Annotated in this window: 10 protein-coding genes; 7 read left to right on the top strand and 3 right to left on the bottom strand. The window is 58.3% G+C overall.

What is annotated here, in order from left to right; all coding sequences use genetic code 11:
* Positions 1-46: 46 nt before the first annotated feature.
* Together ETAA8_RS10765 and ETAA8_RS10760 are read right to left on the bottom strand one after the other, a co-directional pair.
* Positions 47-1,423, bottom strand: coding sequence for a hypothetical protein (locus tag ETAA8_RS10765; RefSeq protein ID WP_145088025.1), 1,377 nt, complete (start codon positions 1,421-1,423; stop codon positions 47-49).
* 58 nt (positions 1,424-1,481) lie between these two features.
* The gene (locus ETAA8_RS10760; protein ID WP_145088024.1) at positions 1,482-2,378 is read right to left on the bottom strand and encodes an SgcJ/EcaC family oxidoreductase; all 897 of its coding nucleotides are present in this window, start codon (positions 2,376-2,378) and stop codon (positions 1,482-1,484) included.
* Between the two features lie 495 nt (positions 2,379-2,873).
* Between ETAA8_RS10760 and ppk2 the strand changes: the two genes are divergently transcribed.
* The 4 genes from ppk2 to ETAA8_RS10740 all read left to right on the top strand — a co-directional run bounded on the left by ppk2 (position 2,874) and on the right by ETAA8_RS10740 (position 8,285).
* Positions 2,874-3,689, top strand: a complete 816-nt coding sequence (gene ppk2, locus ETAA8_RS10755; RefSeq protein ID WP_145088023.1) for a polyphosphate kinase 2 — start codon at positions 2,874-2,876, stop codon at positions 3,687-3,689.
* A gap of 56 nt (positions 3,690-3,745) precedes the next feature.
* Complete coding sequence (locus ETAA8_RS10750) at positions 3,746-3,952, top strand: hypothetical protein (protein ID WP_145088022.1); 207 nt, start codon at positions 3,746-3,748, stop codon at positions 3,950-3,952.
* 21 nt (positions 3,953-3,973) lie between these two features.
* Positions 3,974-6,730, top strand: a complete 2,757-nt coding sequence (locus tag ETAA8_RS10745) for an MGH1-like glycoside hydrolase domain-containing protein (RefSeq protein WP_145088021.1) — start codon at positions 3,974-3,976, stop codon at positions 6,728-6,730.
* Positions 6,731-6,806: 76 nt separating this feature from the next.
* Complete coding sequence (locus ETAA8_RS10740) at positions 6,807-8,285, top strand: alpha-amylase family glycosyl hydrolase (protein ID WP_145088020.1); 1,479 nt, start codon at positions 6,807-6,809, stop codon at positions 8,283-8,285.
* A gap of 8 nt (positions 8,286-8,293) precedes the next feature.
* Here the strand turns inward: ETAA8_RS10740 and ETAA8_RS10735 are convergent, their stop codons facing one another.
* Entirely contained in the window at positions 8,294-9,202 is a 909-nt protein-coding gene (locus tag ETAA8_RS10735; RefSeq protein ID WP_145088019.1) for a peptidyl-alpha-hydroxyglycine alpha-amidating lyase family protein, read from the bottom strand.
* A 249-nt stretch (positions 9,203-9,451) separates the two neighbouring features.
* Here ETAA8_RS10735 and ETAA8_RS10730 point away from each other — a divergent pair, with 249 nt between their 5' ends.
* From ETAA8_RS10730 to ETAA8_RS10720, 3 genes are read left to right on the top strand one after another with little or no spacing between them, the layout of a single operon-like run.
* The gene (locus ETAA8_RS10730) at positions 9,452-11,974 is read left to right on the top strand and encodes a PSD1 and planctomycete cytochrome C domain-containing protein (RefSeq protein ID WP_145088018.1); all 2,523 of its coding nucleotides are present in this window, start codon (positions 9,452-9,454) and stop codon (positions 11,972-11,974) included.
* A 58-nt stretch (positions 11,975-12,032) separates the two neighbouring features.
* Positions 12,033-13,448 (top strand): DUF1501 domain-containing protein, encoded by a 1,416-nt coding sequence (locus tag ETAA8_RS10725; RefSeq protein WP_202921750.1) that lies wholly within the window; start codon positions 12,033-12,035, stop codon positions 13,446-13,448.
* A 50-nt stretch (positions 13,449-13,498) separates the two neighbouring features.
* Positions 13,499-14,815, top strand: a complete 1,317-nt coding sequence (locus ETAA8_RS10720; RefSeq protein WP_145088017.1) for an outer membrane protein assembly factor BamB family protein — start codon at positions 13,499-13,501, stop codon at positions 14,813-14,815.
* The last annotated feature ends 19 nt before the right edge of the window (positions 14,816-14,834 follow it).

Genomic DNA, 14,834 nt, shown 5'->3' with positions numbered 1-14,834 from the left:
CGCTGCTCATGAGCAGAACGCCGTTGTAACGATCGACTCTTGGGAACTACTGCATGGCCGGTTCGTTGAGCCGGACCATGAGCCACTGCTGCGTTTGACCATCAGCAAAGTGAATCAGCGCGGGGGCGGTATCTTCGGTGAGGTTCGAGATGCCGGTTTCCATCAGAGGTCGGCTCTTGCCCTTCACCGTCCAGGCGACACGCTGACTGCTCTTATCAGCCATCCCTTCGACTTCTTGCGTACTGCCCGTGGCCGTGTTGTTGAGCAGGCCGCTAATGACCCCCTCTTTGCTGATGGCCAGTTGCAGAAACAGCGTCGGGTCGGGGCCGGACTTCTGACCATCGGGCGTCAGGGCGAACACACCAAGCGGCATCCATTCGGCCTTATCGGGTGCAATGTCAGGCGCACTCGCGGCGATGTCTTCGGCCTGCTGGGCATACTCTTCTGCCGTGGCCACGGGTTGATCGCCATAGTAAACCTCGCCGTCGTCGTAATAGACGTTCTCGCCATATGCATAGCCCACCGAATCGCTCCACCCATAGCCGACCCAGCCGGTGATTGCTGCCCAAGTGGCCCAGCGATAGGGGCGATTGATCCGCCATGCGGCCCAGTTGGGATGATCGGCCCAGAAGTCGAGGCGAGGATGATTGTCGCGCACCTGGTCCCGAACTTCATCGCGGCGATTCATGCGGTTGTCGTGCCGCTCCTGCCGGTTGTCGATTCGATCGGGGCGGTTGTTTGGCAGCTGGCTTGGTCGATTCGCAATCCCAGGTCGCTCGCCGACTCCGGGTCGATCACCAATTCCTGGCCGTTCACCCACGCCCGGCCGATCACCTACACCCGGTCGTGTCGCTGGCAGAGTGCTTGGCCGAGCGCCACCGTCGCGCAGAAAATCAGCTGCTGCACCGCCAGCCACTCCCCCCGCGACCGCCCCGCCAATGTTGCCAGGACGATTCGCCGGCAATGTGCTGGCTCCGGCACCCGGTTTGATGTCGAGAAAATTCTGTAACTGAGAATTGGAAGGTCGGGTCGCCACACCGGTCCCAGGTCGCGGAACCGTACCCACGCCGCCGGTTCCCGGTCGTGGAACAGAACCCACTCCCGTACCTGGACGCGGTGCCGTGCCAACACCTGTGCCTGGCCGTGTGCCGGTAGCAACTCTGGGAGGATTCGTGGCCGGTCGCGTGGCCGGACGAGAAATGTTGGGAGTCGCAGGTCGTGGCGCTGGCCGGGGAGCAGGTCTGCTGACTGCTGGAGAACGAGCCATTCCTCCCCCGCCGCCGCCCATCCGTGCTCCGCCACCGCCACTAAAGCCGCCGCCACCGCGTCCACCTCCTCCGCCACCACCACGGGCTAATAAGTCGGATTGGGTGGTGAACGTCACGGCACCGATCGCCAAGGCAAATACAAAAAGTCGGTTCATCGAGGCACCTCTGCAAAATAAGTTGGTTTTCATAGGAATCGCATCAGACTCGACTCGTTCACTCGGTCTTTTGCCGCACGACGAGCACTTCGTCGATGTTCGGCAGCAATTCGTCGCCGATTTGGCCGTTAACGATCTGCCACGTGAACTGATCGTTGCTTACGTAGGTGATGATGTTGACCGACGACACTTTTCGTCCATCCGCAGCAGTGCCCGACGTTTGCACGTGCCAGGCGTTACCCTTCTTGCTCCAACTACCTTCGCCGAAGCCGCCGTTCGAATCGAAGACCCACGAGCGAATCTTCTTGGCGGCTGGATCCCAACCGATGATTTGCATGCCCGAGAGTTTGATGCGATCGCGGGCAGAGATTGTGAATGAGCGGACCAGAAAGTTCTGGTTCTTGGCCCAATGGCAGGTCGTTTCGATCGTGCTCTGTTCGTCCTGGTCGACCCAGGTGCCAACCATCCACTCGAGCGACTTGAGATGTTCGTAGTTCGACTGCACCACCGGCGGCGATTCTTCGGTAACGCGATCAAGCAGCCACTCGCCATCGCGTTTCACATACACGGCAGAGTAACCAGACTCTTCTGGATCCCCCTTTGCCGACAGGACTTTCGCCGTCCCTTGTTCGATCGCCACATTTGGCGAAACGAATTGAATGCTCTCGGTAGTGGCTTCCAGCTTCGCTCCTTTCGCTGCCGCGAAGATCGAGGCGAATTGCGTTTCAATCGCGGCCCGTCCGACCACTTGCTCGCCGCTATCCGGATTGGTGTAGACAGCCTCCGGCGACCATAGCGCGGCCAGTGCTTTCGCGTTCCCCTGATTGAACGCGTTTACATAGCTGGTTACCGCCTGGCGAATTTTTGTTTCGTCGGCCGAGGGTTCGGCAGCCCAAGCACTCGCGCTCACCAACACGCTGGCGAGTATCGCCAGCCACTTAAATTGTTCTTTCATGGGTCGTTCCTTAGAGAAGTAATAAAACTGGCTACGAACGGATCAGAAGAGTTGTTTCGGTTTTATATGGCAATCAACGCGCCAATGGAATCATCAGTCGCAAATTCGTCACAACCTGTGTGTTACATGGGCGTAAGCTGCTGGAGCCGCATCAGCCAAAACGTTCAGCTTCGGCTAGAGGAACCTTCGTGTTCCCAATTGCGATTGCAAATGGGGGCGGCCGCGCGCCAAGTGTGCGGGGCCGCACGCTGCTACCCACACAAATTGCCCTGCACAGCGACCAGCAACTCATCAATCGACTCGCCTCCGCTGGAATTTATCAGGCCAGTTCGCATGCGCGTGCCGTAGCGATTAAAGTGACGAAATCTCGTTCGTTATGCAGAGTAGCTGGTCGCTGTTGATAGTGACAGACCGCGGTATAGCATATGCAAATGGCGGGAATCTCGCTTACTCCTCTCTTCAGCGCCAATGACGTGACACGAAGGGCCTGCAATCATGAGCCGCGATAAAAAGCGCAAGCAGAACGAACCACCTGTGGAGGCACTTTCGCGCAAGGAGTACGACCGCGAACTCAAAAGGTTGCACGTGGAACTGGTGAAGTTGCAAGAGTGGGTGAAGCACAAAGGGCTGAAGATTTGTATCGTCTTCGAGGGACGAGACGGCGCTGGCAAGGGTGGCACGATCAAAGCCATCACCGAGCGCGTCAGCCCGCGCGTGTTTCGCGTCGTGGCGCTCCCGGCACCGACCGATCGCGAGAAGTCTCAGATGTATGTCCAGCGCTACGCGCCGCACTTTCCCGCCGCTGGCGAAGTCGTGATCTTCGACCGCAGCTGGTACAACCGCGCCGGCGTCGAGCGCGTGATGGAGTTTTGTTCGCCGGAGCAAGCCCAGCGATTTCTGGAAGTGGCGCCACATTTCGAAAAGGCCATGGTCGAGTCAGGCATCACGTTGATTAAGTACTGGCTCGAAGTCAGCCCCGAGGAGCAGACGCGACGTTTGGAGGGGCGAATCAACGACGGTCGCAAGACGTGGAAACTCACGCCGATGGATCTTAAGTCGTACAGCCGATGGTACGACTACTCGCGCGCCCGCGACGAAATGTTCGAGGCAACCGATACCGAATTTGCTCCCTGGCATTGCGTCCATTCCGACGATAAGAAACGAGCGCGGCTCAACATCATCGCGCATTTGCTCAGCCAGATTCCGTACAAAGAGTTGCCGCGATCCAAGATTGAACTTCCGAAGCGACAGAAGCCAGGCAACTACCAGGAGCCTGATTATCCGTTCAAGTTCATTAAGGAGCATTTCTAGCACAGTGGCGGCTGTGCTGGCTGGCAGGATGACTTTAGCTATTGAAGGAGCGCACGATGGTTGAGACCGCTGAGTTTGTCGTTGCGTTGTATGTGGATCGTACGACGCAACAATGGGTCGTTCGCGACCGCGCCGGAAACTTTTGGAGTTTGCCGAGCGAGAACATTGCCTGGGAGAATCGCCGCCCGTTCGAACCACTCCCCGAGAATTCGCTCGAGCCGATTCCGGGCCACTATCGATACCTACTACGACTGCCGTTCTAAACACCTGCTGAGGTCCCTGCCATGACCGCCGAACACGACCGCTTGTCCGCTGCTCGCAATCAGGAAACACCCTGGAAGAAATGGGGGCCGTATCTGAGCGAGCGGCAATGGGGGACGGTTCGTGAAGATTACAGCGAAGGGGGCGACGCGTGGAACTATTTCACCCACGATCAGGCCCGCTCGCGCGCCTATCGTTGGGGCGAAGATGGCATCGCGGGCATCGCCGACGATCAACAGCGGCTTTGCTTTGCGGTCGCCCTTTGGAATGGCCAAGACTCCATTCTCAAAGAACGGCTGTTTGGCTTGACCAACAGCGAAGGCAATCACGGCGAAGACGTCAAAGAGTACTACTTCTATCTCGACTCCACGCCGACACACTCGTACATGAAGTACTTGTACAAGTATCCGCAAGTCGCGTTTCCCTATGCCGACCTCGTACAAACCAGCCGCCAGCGAGGCCGGGCCGAATTCGAATACGAACTGCTTGATACGGGCGCGTTCAACGAGAATCGCTACTTCGATGTCTTCGTCGAGTATGCCAAAACAACGCCCGAAGAAATTCTCGTTCAGATCACGGTCGAGAACCGCGGGCCAGACACAGCCGAGATTCACGTGCTGCCAACACTCTGGTTTCGCAATCAATGGTCGTGGCACAATCAAGCTGCGCGACCCTCGCTGCAGCAAATCGCTGCCACGCAGGAAGGCAGCATTGTGAAGGGGGTCGATGAAGAACTGGGCGAGCGATATCTCTATTGCGCCGGAGCTGCTCCGCTCCTCTTCACCGAGAATGAAACGAACACACAGCGCATCTTTGGTGTTGCCAATCCTACGCCTTATGTAAAGGACGGCATTAACAACTTCGTCGTCCAAGGCCAGACCGGCGCGGTCAATCCAGCCCAAACGGGCACTAAGGTCGCGCCGCACTATCGTCTGCAAATACCAGCTGGTGGCAAGCAAGTTCTGCAACTGCGCCTGACCGACGCTCCGCCCACGACTGGCGGAAACGGTAAGTCGAGTTTGTCGTTTGGTGCTCCGTTCGCTGCTGCGATGGATGGCAAGCGGCGGGAATGCGACGAGTTCTACCAGGCCATCACGCCCCCCAAACTGTCGGCCGATGAAGCCAACGTCATGCGGCAAGCACTTGCCGGCATGCTCTGGAGCAAACAGTTCTATCACTACGATGTGGACCGCTGGCTGGAAGAGCGTGGTTCCGATCCGTTTAAGCCTTCCCGCAAACTGGCACCGCGCAACGACCAGTGGCATCACATGTTCAACGGCGACATCATCTCGATGCCGGACAAGTGGGAGTATCCGTGGTACGCCGCTTGGGATCTCGCCTTTCATGTGATCGCGCTCACCCTCGTAGATGCCGACTTCGGCAAGCAGCAGCTCAAGTTGATGCTCCGCGAACGGTACATGCACCCGAACGGGCAGATTCCCGCCTATGAATGGAACTTCGGCGACGTGAATCCTCCGGTTCATGCCTGGGCCACGATCTTTACTTATCGTCTGGACAAGGGACAGCAAGGCGCAGGAGACAAAGATTGGCTGAAGAGTTGCTTCCAAAAGCTGCTGTTGAATTTCACTTGGTGGGTGAACCGCAAGGACCGCTCGGGCCGCAATGTGTTCGAAGGTGGCTTCCTCGGGCTCGATAACATTGGTGTGTTTGACCGCAGCGCGCCGCTGCCCACCGGCGGATACCTGGAGCAGGCCGATGGTACAGCCTGGATGGCTCTCTTTTGCCAGAACATGCTCGACATTGCCGGTGAATTGGCAATGACCGATCCCGATTACGAAGATATGGTGCTCAAGTTCACCGAACACTTCCTGTGGATTGCCTCATCAATGGGGCACGTTGGCGAGAACTGCGGCATGTGGGACGAAGAAGATGGCTTCTATTACGACGTGCTGCGGCTCCCCAATGGCGAATCGCAGCGCCTGAAAGTCCGCTCGATGGTCGGTCTGCTGCCGCTGTGCGCTGCGACAGCGTTCGATGGCGTACTGCTCCGTAAGCAGCCCGCACTCGGCAAGCGATTGTTGCGGTTCTTAGAACAGCGTCCGGAAATCCGCGCCGCCATTCATGATCCAATGCAGGCAGGAGTCAATGGGCGACACCTTGCTTCGATTCTGGATGAAACCCGTCTGCGCCGAGTGTTAGCCAAAATGCTCGATGAAAACGAGTTTCTTAGCGAGTTTGGTTTGCGTTCACTGTCGAAGTTTCACGCGGACCATCCCTACATGTTCGAGACGGGTGGGCAGATGTATGGCGTGGGTTACCTCCCCGCCGAATCCGACTCCGGCATGTTCGGTGGCAACTCCAATTGGCGCGGGCCCATCTGGATGCCGGTAAACGCGCTCGTGATTCGCGCGCTGCTGCAATACTACACGTTCTATGGCGACAATCTTCAAGTCGAATGCCCGACGGGTTCCGGGCAAATGATGAATCTGTACCAGGTCGCGGAAGAAATCGGCCGCCGACTCGGGAACATCTTTCTGCAGAATGAAGCCGGCCAGCGCGCTGTGTTTGGCGGCGCGGAGAAGTTTCAGAACGATCCGCATTGGCGCGACTATCTGCAGTTTTACGAATACTTTCATGGCGATAATGGCGCCGGACTGGGCGCGAACCATCAAACGGGTTGGACGGGAATCATCGCCCGCATCATGCATTTGTTTGCCACGCTGACGCCCGCCAAGGCGCTCGCCGAAAGCAAGCAGGCCTATTTTAATGCGGACACAAAACCGCGGCCGGCAACCGAGTCACTGGCTGGCACGCCGTAATGGCTTGGCGATCAACGCTTGATTCGCTCCGAGTCGTATGAAGCCTGAACTCACCTCTCCCCAGAAGTAAAGTTTCATGTCGCGTTATCCTCTCCTTTATCAAGTCAACACTCGGGTCTGGCTTACCGAACTTGCCCACCAACTGAAGCGGCCAGCAACGCTCGACGACATTCCAGACGCAGCGCTCGATCGGTGGGCTGCTGCTGGCTTCGATTGGATCTGGCTCCTCAGCGTGTGGCAAACGGGTGCCGAGGGGGAGCGGATTTCGCGCACCAATCCGGAGTGGCTCAAGGAGTTCCACGAAACGTTGCCTGACCTGCGCGACGAGGACATCCCCGGTTCCGGGTTCGCCATCACTGCTTACGATGTGCATGCGAATCTCGGTGGTGATGTGGCTCTGGCGCGTTTGCGCGCTCGCATGAAGCAGCGCGGGCTGAAGTTGATGCTCGACTTCGTACCCAATCACACGGGGCTCGATCATCATTGGGTCGCGGACCATCCGGAGTACTACGTGCCCGGGACCGAGCAGGATCTGGCCCGAGAGCCGCAGAATTATGTCCGGGTCAAAAGACAAGCTGGCGACCTCGTGCTCGCGTATGGTCGCGATCCCTACTTCTCGGGTTGGCCAGACACGCTGCAGCTCAACTATGGCAACCCCGCCACGCAGGCGGCGCTGATCGGAGAACTGCGCAAGATTGGCCGGCAATGCGATGGCCTGCGCTGCGATATGGCCATGCTCGTGCTGCCAGACATCTTCGAAAAAACCTGGGGATTGCCGATGCAGCCGTTCTGGCCCCAGGCGATTCCGCAGGTCCGCGAATTGGTGCCGGGATTCTGCTTCATGGCCGAAGTTTATTGGGACCGCGAATGGGAATTGCAACAGCAGGGCTTTGACTACACGTACGACAAGCGACTCTACGATCGCTTGCGCGACCGGCACGCTCGCCCCGTCCGCGAGCATTTTTGGGCAGGCCTCGATTATCAAAATAAGCTTGCCCGGTTCTTGGAGAACCACGACGAACCGCGGGCGGCAGCGACATTCCCCCCTGGCGTTCACGAAGCAGCAGCGGTAATCACCTATTTATCGCCCGGCCTGCGGTTCTTCCATCAGGGACAGTTCGAGGGTCGCTTGAAGCGAATTTCGCCACATCTGGGGCGCGCGCCGGAGGAACCAAAGAACGAGCAACTAGCCGCCTTTTACGACCGCCTGCTGGCCGCTTTGCATGACGATTCTGTGCGGAATGGAGACTGGCAGTTGGTCGAATGCGACTCCGCTTGGGAGCAAAACGAGACACAAGACAACTTCGTGGTCTTTGCCTGGCAGCACAGCAGCGGCGAGCGGCGCGTGGTGGCTGTTAACTACTCCGATCAGCAAAGCCAGTGCCTCGCGCACTTGCCATTTGGTGATCTTGCCGGTCAGGGCTGGCAGCTACGCGATTGCTTGAGCGAGGACCTTTATCATTGGAATGGCGATGACTTGGTCCACAGCGGACTGTATCTCGACATGCGTCCCTGGCAAGCGGCGATCTATGCCCTGGAACCAGTAAAGTCTTAAACGGCTGATTACTCGCGGCGAATAAAGCGTTGCAGTCGATGGCCATCGATATCGCCGACGTAGACCTTTCCGGCCCGATCTATGGCAATCGCGTGCGGCATCAGAAACTGCCCCGGCTCCGTCCCTTTGGTTCCCCATTCGGAAAGGAGCTTGCCCGTAAGGCTCACGTGCAGGCACTTGTTGGCTCGACCATCGGCGACAAACAGTGTTTGGTCGGGACCAATAAACAGTCCGAACGGAGCGAAGCCGCCGTAGCTGCGCACGAACGCCCCTTCCTGATCAAACACTTGGACGCGGTTGTTCTCGCGGTCGGCAACGTGCAGCAGTCCCTGGGCATCGAACTGCACGCAGTGGGGCAAGTTCAATTGCCCCTCGCCTTTTCCCTTCACGCCCCAGGCCTTGATGAATTTACCTTCCTTGGTGAACTTCACGATTCGACTGTTGCCGTAACCATCGGAGACAAACAGATCTCCGTTGGCCGCGACGGCAACGTCAGTCGGCCGGTTGAAGGTCGTCTCGTCTTTGCCCGCCACATCGCGCTTGCCCAGCAGCAGTAATACCTTGCCCGCTGGGGAAAATTTGATGGCCGTGTGATTTTTGTAATCGGTGACCCAGATGTTGTCGTCGGCATCGACCCGCGTGCCGTGCACGGCCGTCAGTTCATCGTCGCCGAACATTTGGAGCAACTTGCCGTCGGCATCGTAAACCAAAATCGGGCGCGGACCGCGGTGAGAAACGACAAGGCCACCTTTGGAATCGAAAGCAATTCCAGGCACTGCTCCCAGCTTTAAGCCGGTCGGCAGGGTGGCCGAATAACCGCGATCGAGTTCGTACGTTTCGGCCATCACGCTCGCCGGACGGACGACACCCGCGACCAGCAAAACGACGATCCAACTTGCCGCAAAACGAATTGTCATGGCGATTCTCGTTGGTTAGGGAGGGGAGGATTCGCCCACTTTAGCTCAATCAGGGCAAAACGCTCAGATGACAGTGCGCTTGACGGTGCTTTCGTTCCTTGAATCCTCGCGGCCGAGCCGATAACCTGAAGGGTACCTAAATCCATTCCCCCACCAGTGTACCGACCATTTCCTGCCTGGTCCGGATTAAACTTACAGTGCGGTAGATTCCGCTGCCGTTGAGTTTTTTGCCACCCGAAACGAGTTGTGATGAATATCTGCGGCCAACCCATTCGCTTGCTGACCTTTATCGGCGCACTTACTGCGCTCGTCTCAAGCAGTGCAGCAGCTGAAGCGCCCGATGCCGGCCTGGCCCTATTCGAGAAGTCCATCCGGCCGGTCCTGGTGCAACACTGCTACGAATGTCATTCGGCCGCAGCTGCCGCCAAAGGCAAGCTTCAGGCGGGTCTATCGCTCGATACTAAGCAAGGTCTGCTGACGGGGGGCGAGAGTGGTGCGGCAATCGTTCCCGGCAACGCCGCCAAAAGTTTGCTCATCGGCGCTTTGAAGTTCGAGTCGTACGAGATGCCGCCGAAAGGTCGCTTGCCACCGAGCGTGATTGCCGACTTCGTCAAATGGGTAGAACTGGGTGCGCCTGACCCGCGCGATTCGACTGCTGCACCGACGCCCCGCCGCGCTGCCTTTCAAATCTCTGCGGAAGATCGGCAGCATTGGTCGTTTCAACCAGTGAGCAGTGCGCCACCGCCGGCAGTCAAGGATTCGGCTTGGGCGAAAGACGACCTGGACCGTTACGTGCTGGCCAAACTCGAGCAAGTCGGCAATCGTCCCGGTGAGCCCGCCAATCGATACGAACTCTTGCGGCGCACAACTTTCGCTCTGACGGGACTGCCGCCGACTCCGGAAGAAATCGCGGCCTTCGTTGCCGATGAAAGCAGCGACGCCTTCGAGCGCGTCGTGAACCGACTGCTCGACTCGCCTGAGTTCGGCGTGCAATGGGGGCGTCGCTGGCTCGATGGCGTGCGCTATGCCGACAATATCGACAAGTCGGGCGAATATCGCCGCTGGGTAGTTCGCGCGTTCAATAGCGATCTCCCTTACGACCAGTTTGTCAAACTGCAAATTGCTGGCGATCTCATCCCTGCCGATGAGTCCATCCCCGCCGAACGGGTCCATTCCAGTGGTGCCTCGTTCGATGGCATTACGGCCACCGGCATGATGAGCCTGGCCGTGTGGGAACAGGTCGGCCGCGATCTGGCCGTGGCCGAGATCGTCGATAGTCAGATCGATCTGGTCGGTCGGCAATTGCTCGGCCTGACGGTGGCCTGCGCTCGTTGTCACGATCACAAGTTCGATCCCATTTCAGCCCACGACTACTACGCAATGGCGGGCATTTTCTTCAGCAGCCACATTGCCACCGGCAAGCTGATTGCCGATGCCCGCCTGGCAACCGAATTGATCGAGGTGCCGCTTCTCAATGCAGAGCAAGTAGCCAAGAACCGCCAACTCGACGCTGTTGTGGCTGAGACCGAAAAGCAAATTGCGACCATCGCCAAGAAGGTTCCGCAGGCCGCGCGGCTGGCCGCCGTCACCACGCAATTGGCCGACCTCGAAACCCAACTTAAGGGAGCGAAAACCGCGGCCAGCAAAAAGAGCCTGACCGATCAAATTGCCAAGCTGAAAACGGAACGCGAAAAACTACTGAAGGATCAGCAGTCGAACGGCTGGGATCAGAACCCGCCCGAGTTGCAGGAGATCGCTGCCCTGCGAACGGAAATTGCCGAACTGCGCAAGCAGAAAGTTACAGCACCGGCAGTCGTGGCCATTGCCGAAGGTGGCGTGCCGGGCAGCAATCGCGAAAAGATCGGCGATGCTCCCATCTATCTGCGTGGTGAATATCAGCGCGAAGGGGAAGTTGTTCCGCGCCGTTTCCCGGCAATTCTGGCTGGCGAGAAGCAGGCCTCGCTGGGTACACAAACCAAGCAAAGTGGTCGTCGCGAATTGGCCGAGTGGATCGCCTCGGCCGACAACCCGTTAACGGCACGCGTGATGGTGAATCGCGTCTGGCAGCAGATGTTTAATAAGGGACTGGTCCGGACTGCCGACAACTTCGGCCGACTCGGCGAGCGACCGACGCATCCCGAACTGCTCGATCATCTGGCGCAGCGATTTGTCGCCTCGGGTTGGTCGGTCAAGCATTTGGTGCGCGACATCGCCCTCTCCGCCACTTTTCAACAGACAAGTTTCGTTTCACCAGAAGCTGCCCGCCTCGATCCCGATAATCTGGCGCTCGCGCACATGAACCGGCGGCGACTGACGTATGAAGAACTGCGTGATTCGCTCCTGCGACTGGGCAAACAAGTGGCTGAAGATGCGGAGGCGAAGCCAATCGCGACGAGTAGCGAAATGCCCCGCCGGACCATGTACGAAGCGCTCGATCGCCGCAAGACCGATGTGACCGCCGCGATTTTTGATGGCCCCGATTCGAAGGCGATCGTTCCCGCCCGCGCAGAGACGACGACCGCACCGCAGGCCTTGTTTCTGCTGAACAGCCCGCTGGTGATCGATGCCTCCAAACGACTGGCGGAACAGTTGACGAAGGACTCGTCACTGAGCACAGACGACCAGCGCTTGGAGCGACTCTGGCTCCTGACTCTTGGGCGTCCGCCAGACCCTGAGGAAGTGAAAACTGCCCAGGGCTATGTGGCGGACCACTCGTGGGAACGGTTCATTCAAGCCCTGCTGGGAACGAATGAGTTCAGCTATCTCGATTGATGCCCACGCGTGAATTGGTCTCGATTTGATCCGGTAGAAAGAAAGTGTTGTGAGCGAAATGACGACCAACCAAGCAGGCAAGACAGAATTCCCAGCGATCGATCGGCGGCGAATGCTCGGTTGCCTGGCCGGCGGTTTCGGCTCGGTGGGCCTGGCAACGATGCTGGGCGAATCAGCTGCGGCCGACTCATCGCCTGCGAAGCGGAGCCTGCCGCACCATGAGCCCCGGGCCAAGCGCGTCATCTTTCTGTTTATGAACGGTGGCCCTTCGCAGATCGACACCTTCGATCCCAAGCCAGAACTGGCGCGCTGGGAAGGGAAGCGATTGCCGGTGCTCGACCAAAACACGAACAAATTGCTCGGCAAGCCGCGACCGCTGGGGAATGCTTTTCCTTCGCCGTGGAAGTTCGCCAAGCATGGCGAATGCGGCATGGACGTCAGCGAATTGTTCCCGCATGTCGCGACACACGCCGATGATCTGTGCCTGATTCGCTCCATGTGCTGCGATAGTTTCTTCCACGCTCAAGGGACGCTGGAGATGATGACCGGCAGCGGTCTGTTTCTTCGCCCCAGCATGGGCTCGTGGTTGACGTACGGCCTGGGAACTGAAAATCGCAACTTGCCCGGTTTCGTGGTCCTGGGCAATGTGATGGGGAATGTCGACGCGACGAAAGTCTTCAGCTCGGCGTTTTTACCGGCTGAGTTCCAAGGGACACGATTGCCCAATCTGAAAGAACCGATTCCAAACTTGAAGTCGCCAATTGCTGAAACCGAACAGCGGGCACAACTGGATGTCATGCAGCAGTTGAATGCGCGGCACTTGGATCGTCGCGCGGATACCTCGGCCCTGAACGCGCGCATTGAAGCATTCGAACTGGCCTTTCGCATGCAAACGGTCGCGTCCGATGCCTTCGATATCACCCGCGAGACGGCAGCCACGCAGCAACTGTATGGACTCGATCAGCCCACGACCAACGACTACGGTCAGAAATGTCTCTTGGCTCGCCGCCTGGTCGAACGAGGTGTGCGCTGCGTGGTGGTGAACCATACCGACTGGGATCAACACAGCAACCTGCTCGCCGGCCATGCGAAGAATTCTCTCTCGGTCGATCAACCCATTGCCGGGCTCCTAGCGGACCTGAAGCAGCGGGGACTGCTCGACGATACGTTGGTGATTTGGGGGGGCGAATTTGGCCGCACTCCGAACACAGAAGGAAAGAATGGTCGCGATCACAACACAGCGGCCTTCTCGATGTGGCTGGCTGGCGGCGGTGTGAAGGGCGGGCACATTCACGGCGTCACCGACGAGTTCGGTGCTTACACGACAGAAGGGCGAACCCACGTCCATGACCTGCACGCAACCATTTTGCACCTGATGGGAATCAATCACGAGCAGTTCACGTATCGCTATAGTGGCCGTGACTATCGCTTGACCGATGTGTTCGGCACCGTGGTCCGCGATATCCTCGCTTAAGACTTTCTCCAGCGAAACTTCGTCACCTAGGCCCCTGCCCACAGCACCTTATGCTCCACACCAGTTCCTGCTCGATGGTTTGCCTGCTACTCATCCCTGCATTCGTTCAAGCGGCAGACAGCCCTGAATGGCCTCAGTTTCGCGGGCCTGCAGGTCAAGGACATGCCGCCGCTCGCGACTTGCCGACGAGTTGGAGCGAACAAGAGAACGTCGCCTGGAAGTGCCCGTTACCAGGCAAGGGTTGGTCGAGTCCCGTAATTGCCGGCAACGAGATCTGGCTAACGACCGCTATCGACTCACCCCTTTCGGAAGCAGAAAAAGCAGAGCGACTGAAAGGTACCACCAACTCGCAGCCCCTCCTGGTATCGGGCAAACTGAGCTTGCGTGCCTTAGGCGTTGATCGCTCGAGCGGCAAGTTACTTCACGATATCGAATTGTTAGTCGAGCCGAGCCCGCAAGGTACGCATGCCACCAATTCCTTCGCGAGTCCCACGCCAGTGATCGAGGCAGGCAAGCTCTACTGCCATTTTGGTGCTTATGGAACGGCCTGTCTGGATACTGTCTCGCGTCAGGTGCTGTGGACCAATCGAGACTTGGTGGTCCAGCACGAAAACGGCCCGGGTAGTTCGCCCGTGATCTGGGGAGACCTCCTTATTTTTCATTGCGACGGCAGCGACCTGCAGTACATCGCAGCGCTCGACAAGCGAACCGGCAAGCTCGCGTGGAAAACCGACCGCACTGGTGCGATGAACTCGAACCCGCAGCTAAAGAAGAGTTACGGCACGCCACTCGTCGCCGAAGTTGCGGGCCAGCCGCTGTTGCTCTCGCCCGCTTCGGACTGGCTCTATGCCTATGACCCAGCTGGTCGTGAGGTGTGGAAACTTCCCTACGAGAAGCTGGGGTTTTCGCTCGCTCCACGTCCCGTGGTTGGTCATGGAATGGCCTTCCTGTGTACAAGCTTCATGCAGTCGGAACTCCTGGCTGTGACGCTCGATAAAGAGAAGCCGCAAATCGCGTGGCGCTATGGTCGGCAAGTTCCGCAGGTCCCCTCTCCACTTTTGGTTGGCGACGAGATCTATCTGGTGAGCGATAAAGGAATTGCGACCTGCCTGGATGCCCTCAGTGGCAAAGTCCATTGGGCCGAGCGCATTCCCGGCAATTATTCATCGTCGCCGCTGCTAGCCGCCGGTCACATCTACTGCTCGAACCGCGAAGGCGAAACGACCGTGCTCGCCCCGGGAAAAGAGTTTCGCGTCGTCGGGACGGGTAAACTCGATGGCCAGATCATGGCCTCTCCGGCCGCCATCGAGAACTCAATCTATCTGCGCACTGATAAAGCGCTCTATCGAATTGCTGGGCAAAAGTAGCGACTTGGATTGGTTTTGG

The sequence above is a fragment of the Anatilimnocola aggregata genome, from assembly GCF_007747655.1.
In the GTDB taxonomy this organism is placed as follows: domain Bacteria; phylum Planctomycetota; class Planctomycetia; order Pirellulales; family Pirellulaceae; genus Anatilimnocola; species Anatilimnocola aggregata.
This window is presented reverse-complemented; position numbering and strand designations above follow the sequence as displayed.

What these genes read in the sequence shown, in the direction of transcription:
- ETAA8_RS10765 (WP_145088025.1), bottom strand. Translation starts at nt 1,423, where the DNA reads ATGAACCGACTTTTTGTATTTGCCTTGGCGATCGGTGCCGTGACGTTC.
- ETAA8_RS10760 (WP_145088024.1), bottom strand. Translation starts at nt 2,378, where the DNA reads ATGAAAGAACAATTTAAGTGGCTGGCGATACTCGCCAGCGTGTTGGTG.
- ppk2 (WP_145088023.1), top strand. Translation starts at nt 2,874, where the DNA reads ATGAGCCGCGATAAAAAGCGCAAGCAGAACGAACCACCTGTGGAGGCA.
- ETAA8_RS10750 (WP_145088022.1), top strand. Translation starts at nt 3,746, where the DNA reads ATGGTTGAGACCGCTGAGTTTGTCGTTGCGTTGTATGTGGATCGTACG.
- ETAA8_RS10745 (WP_145088021.1), top strand. Translation starts at nt 3,974, where the DNA reads ATGACCGCCGAACACGACCGCTTGTCCGCTGCTCGCAATCAGGAAACA.
- ETAA8_RS10740 (WP_145088020.1), top strand. Translation starts at nt 6,807, where the DNA reads ATGTCGCGTTATCCTCTCCTTTATCAAGTCAACACTCGGGTCTGGCTT.
- ETAA8_RS10735 (WP_145088019.1), bottom strand. Translation starts at nt 9,202, where the DNA reads ATGACAATTCGTTTTGCGGCAAGTTGGATCGTCGTTTTGCTGGTCGCG.
- ETAA8_RS10730 (WP_145088018.1), top strand. Translation starts at nt 9,452, where the DNA reads ATGAATATCTGCGGCCAACCCATTCGCTTGCTGACCTTTATCGGCGCA.
- ETAA8_RS10725 (WP_202921750.1), top strand. Translation starts at nt 12,033, where the DNA reads ATGACGACCAACCAAGCAGGCAAGACAGAATTCCCAGCGATCGATCGG.
- ETAA8_RS10720 (WP_145088017.1), top strand. Translation starts at nt 13,499, where the DNA reads ATGCTCCACACCAGTTCCTGCTCGATGGTTTGCCTGCTACTCATCCCT.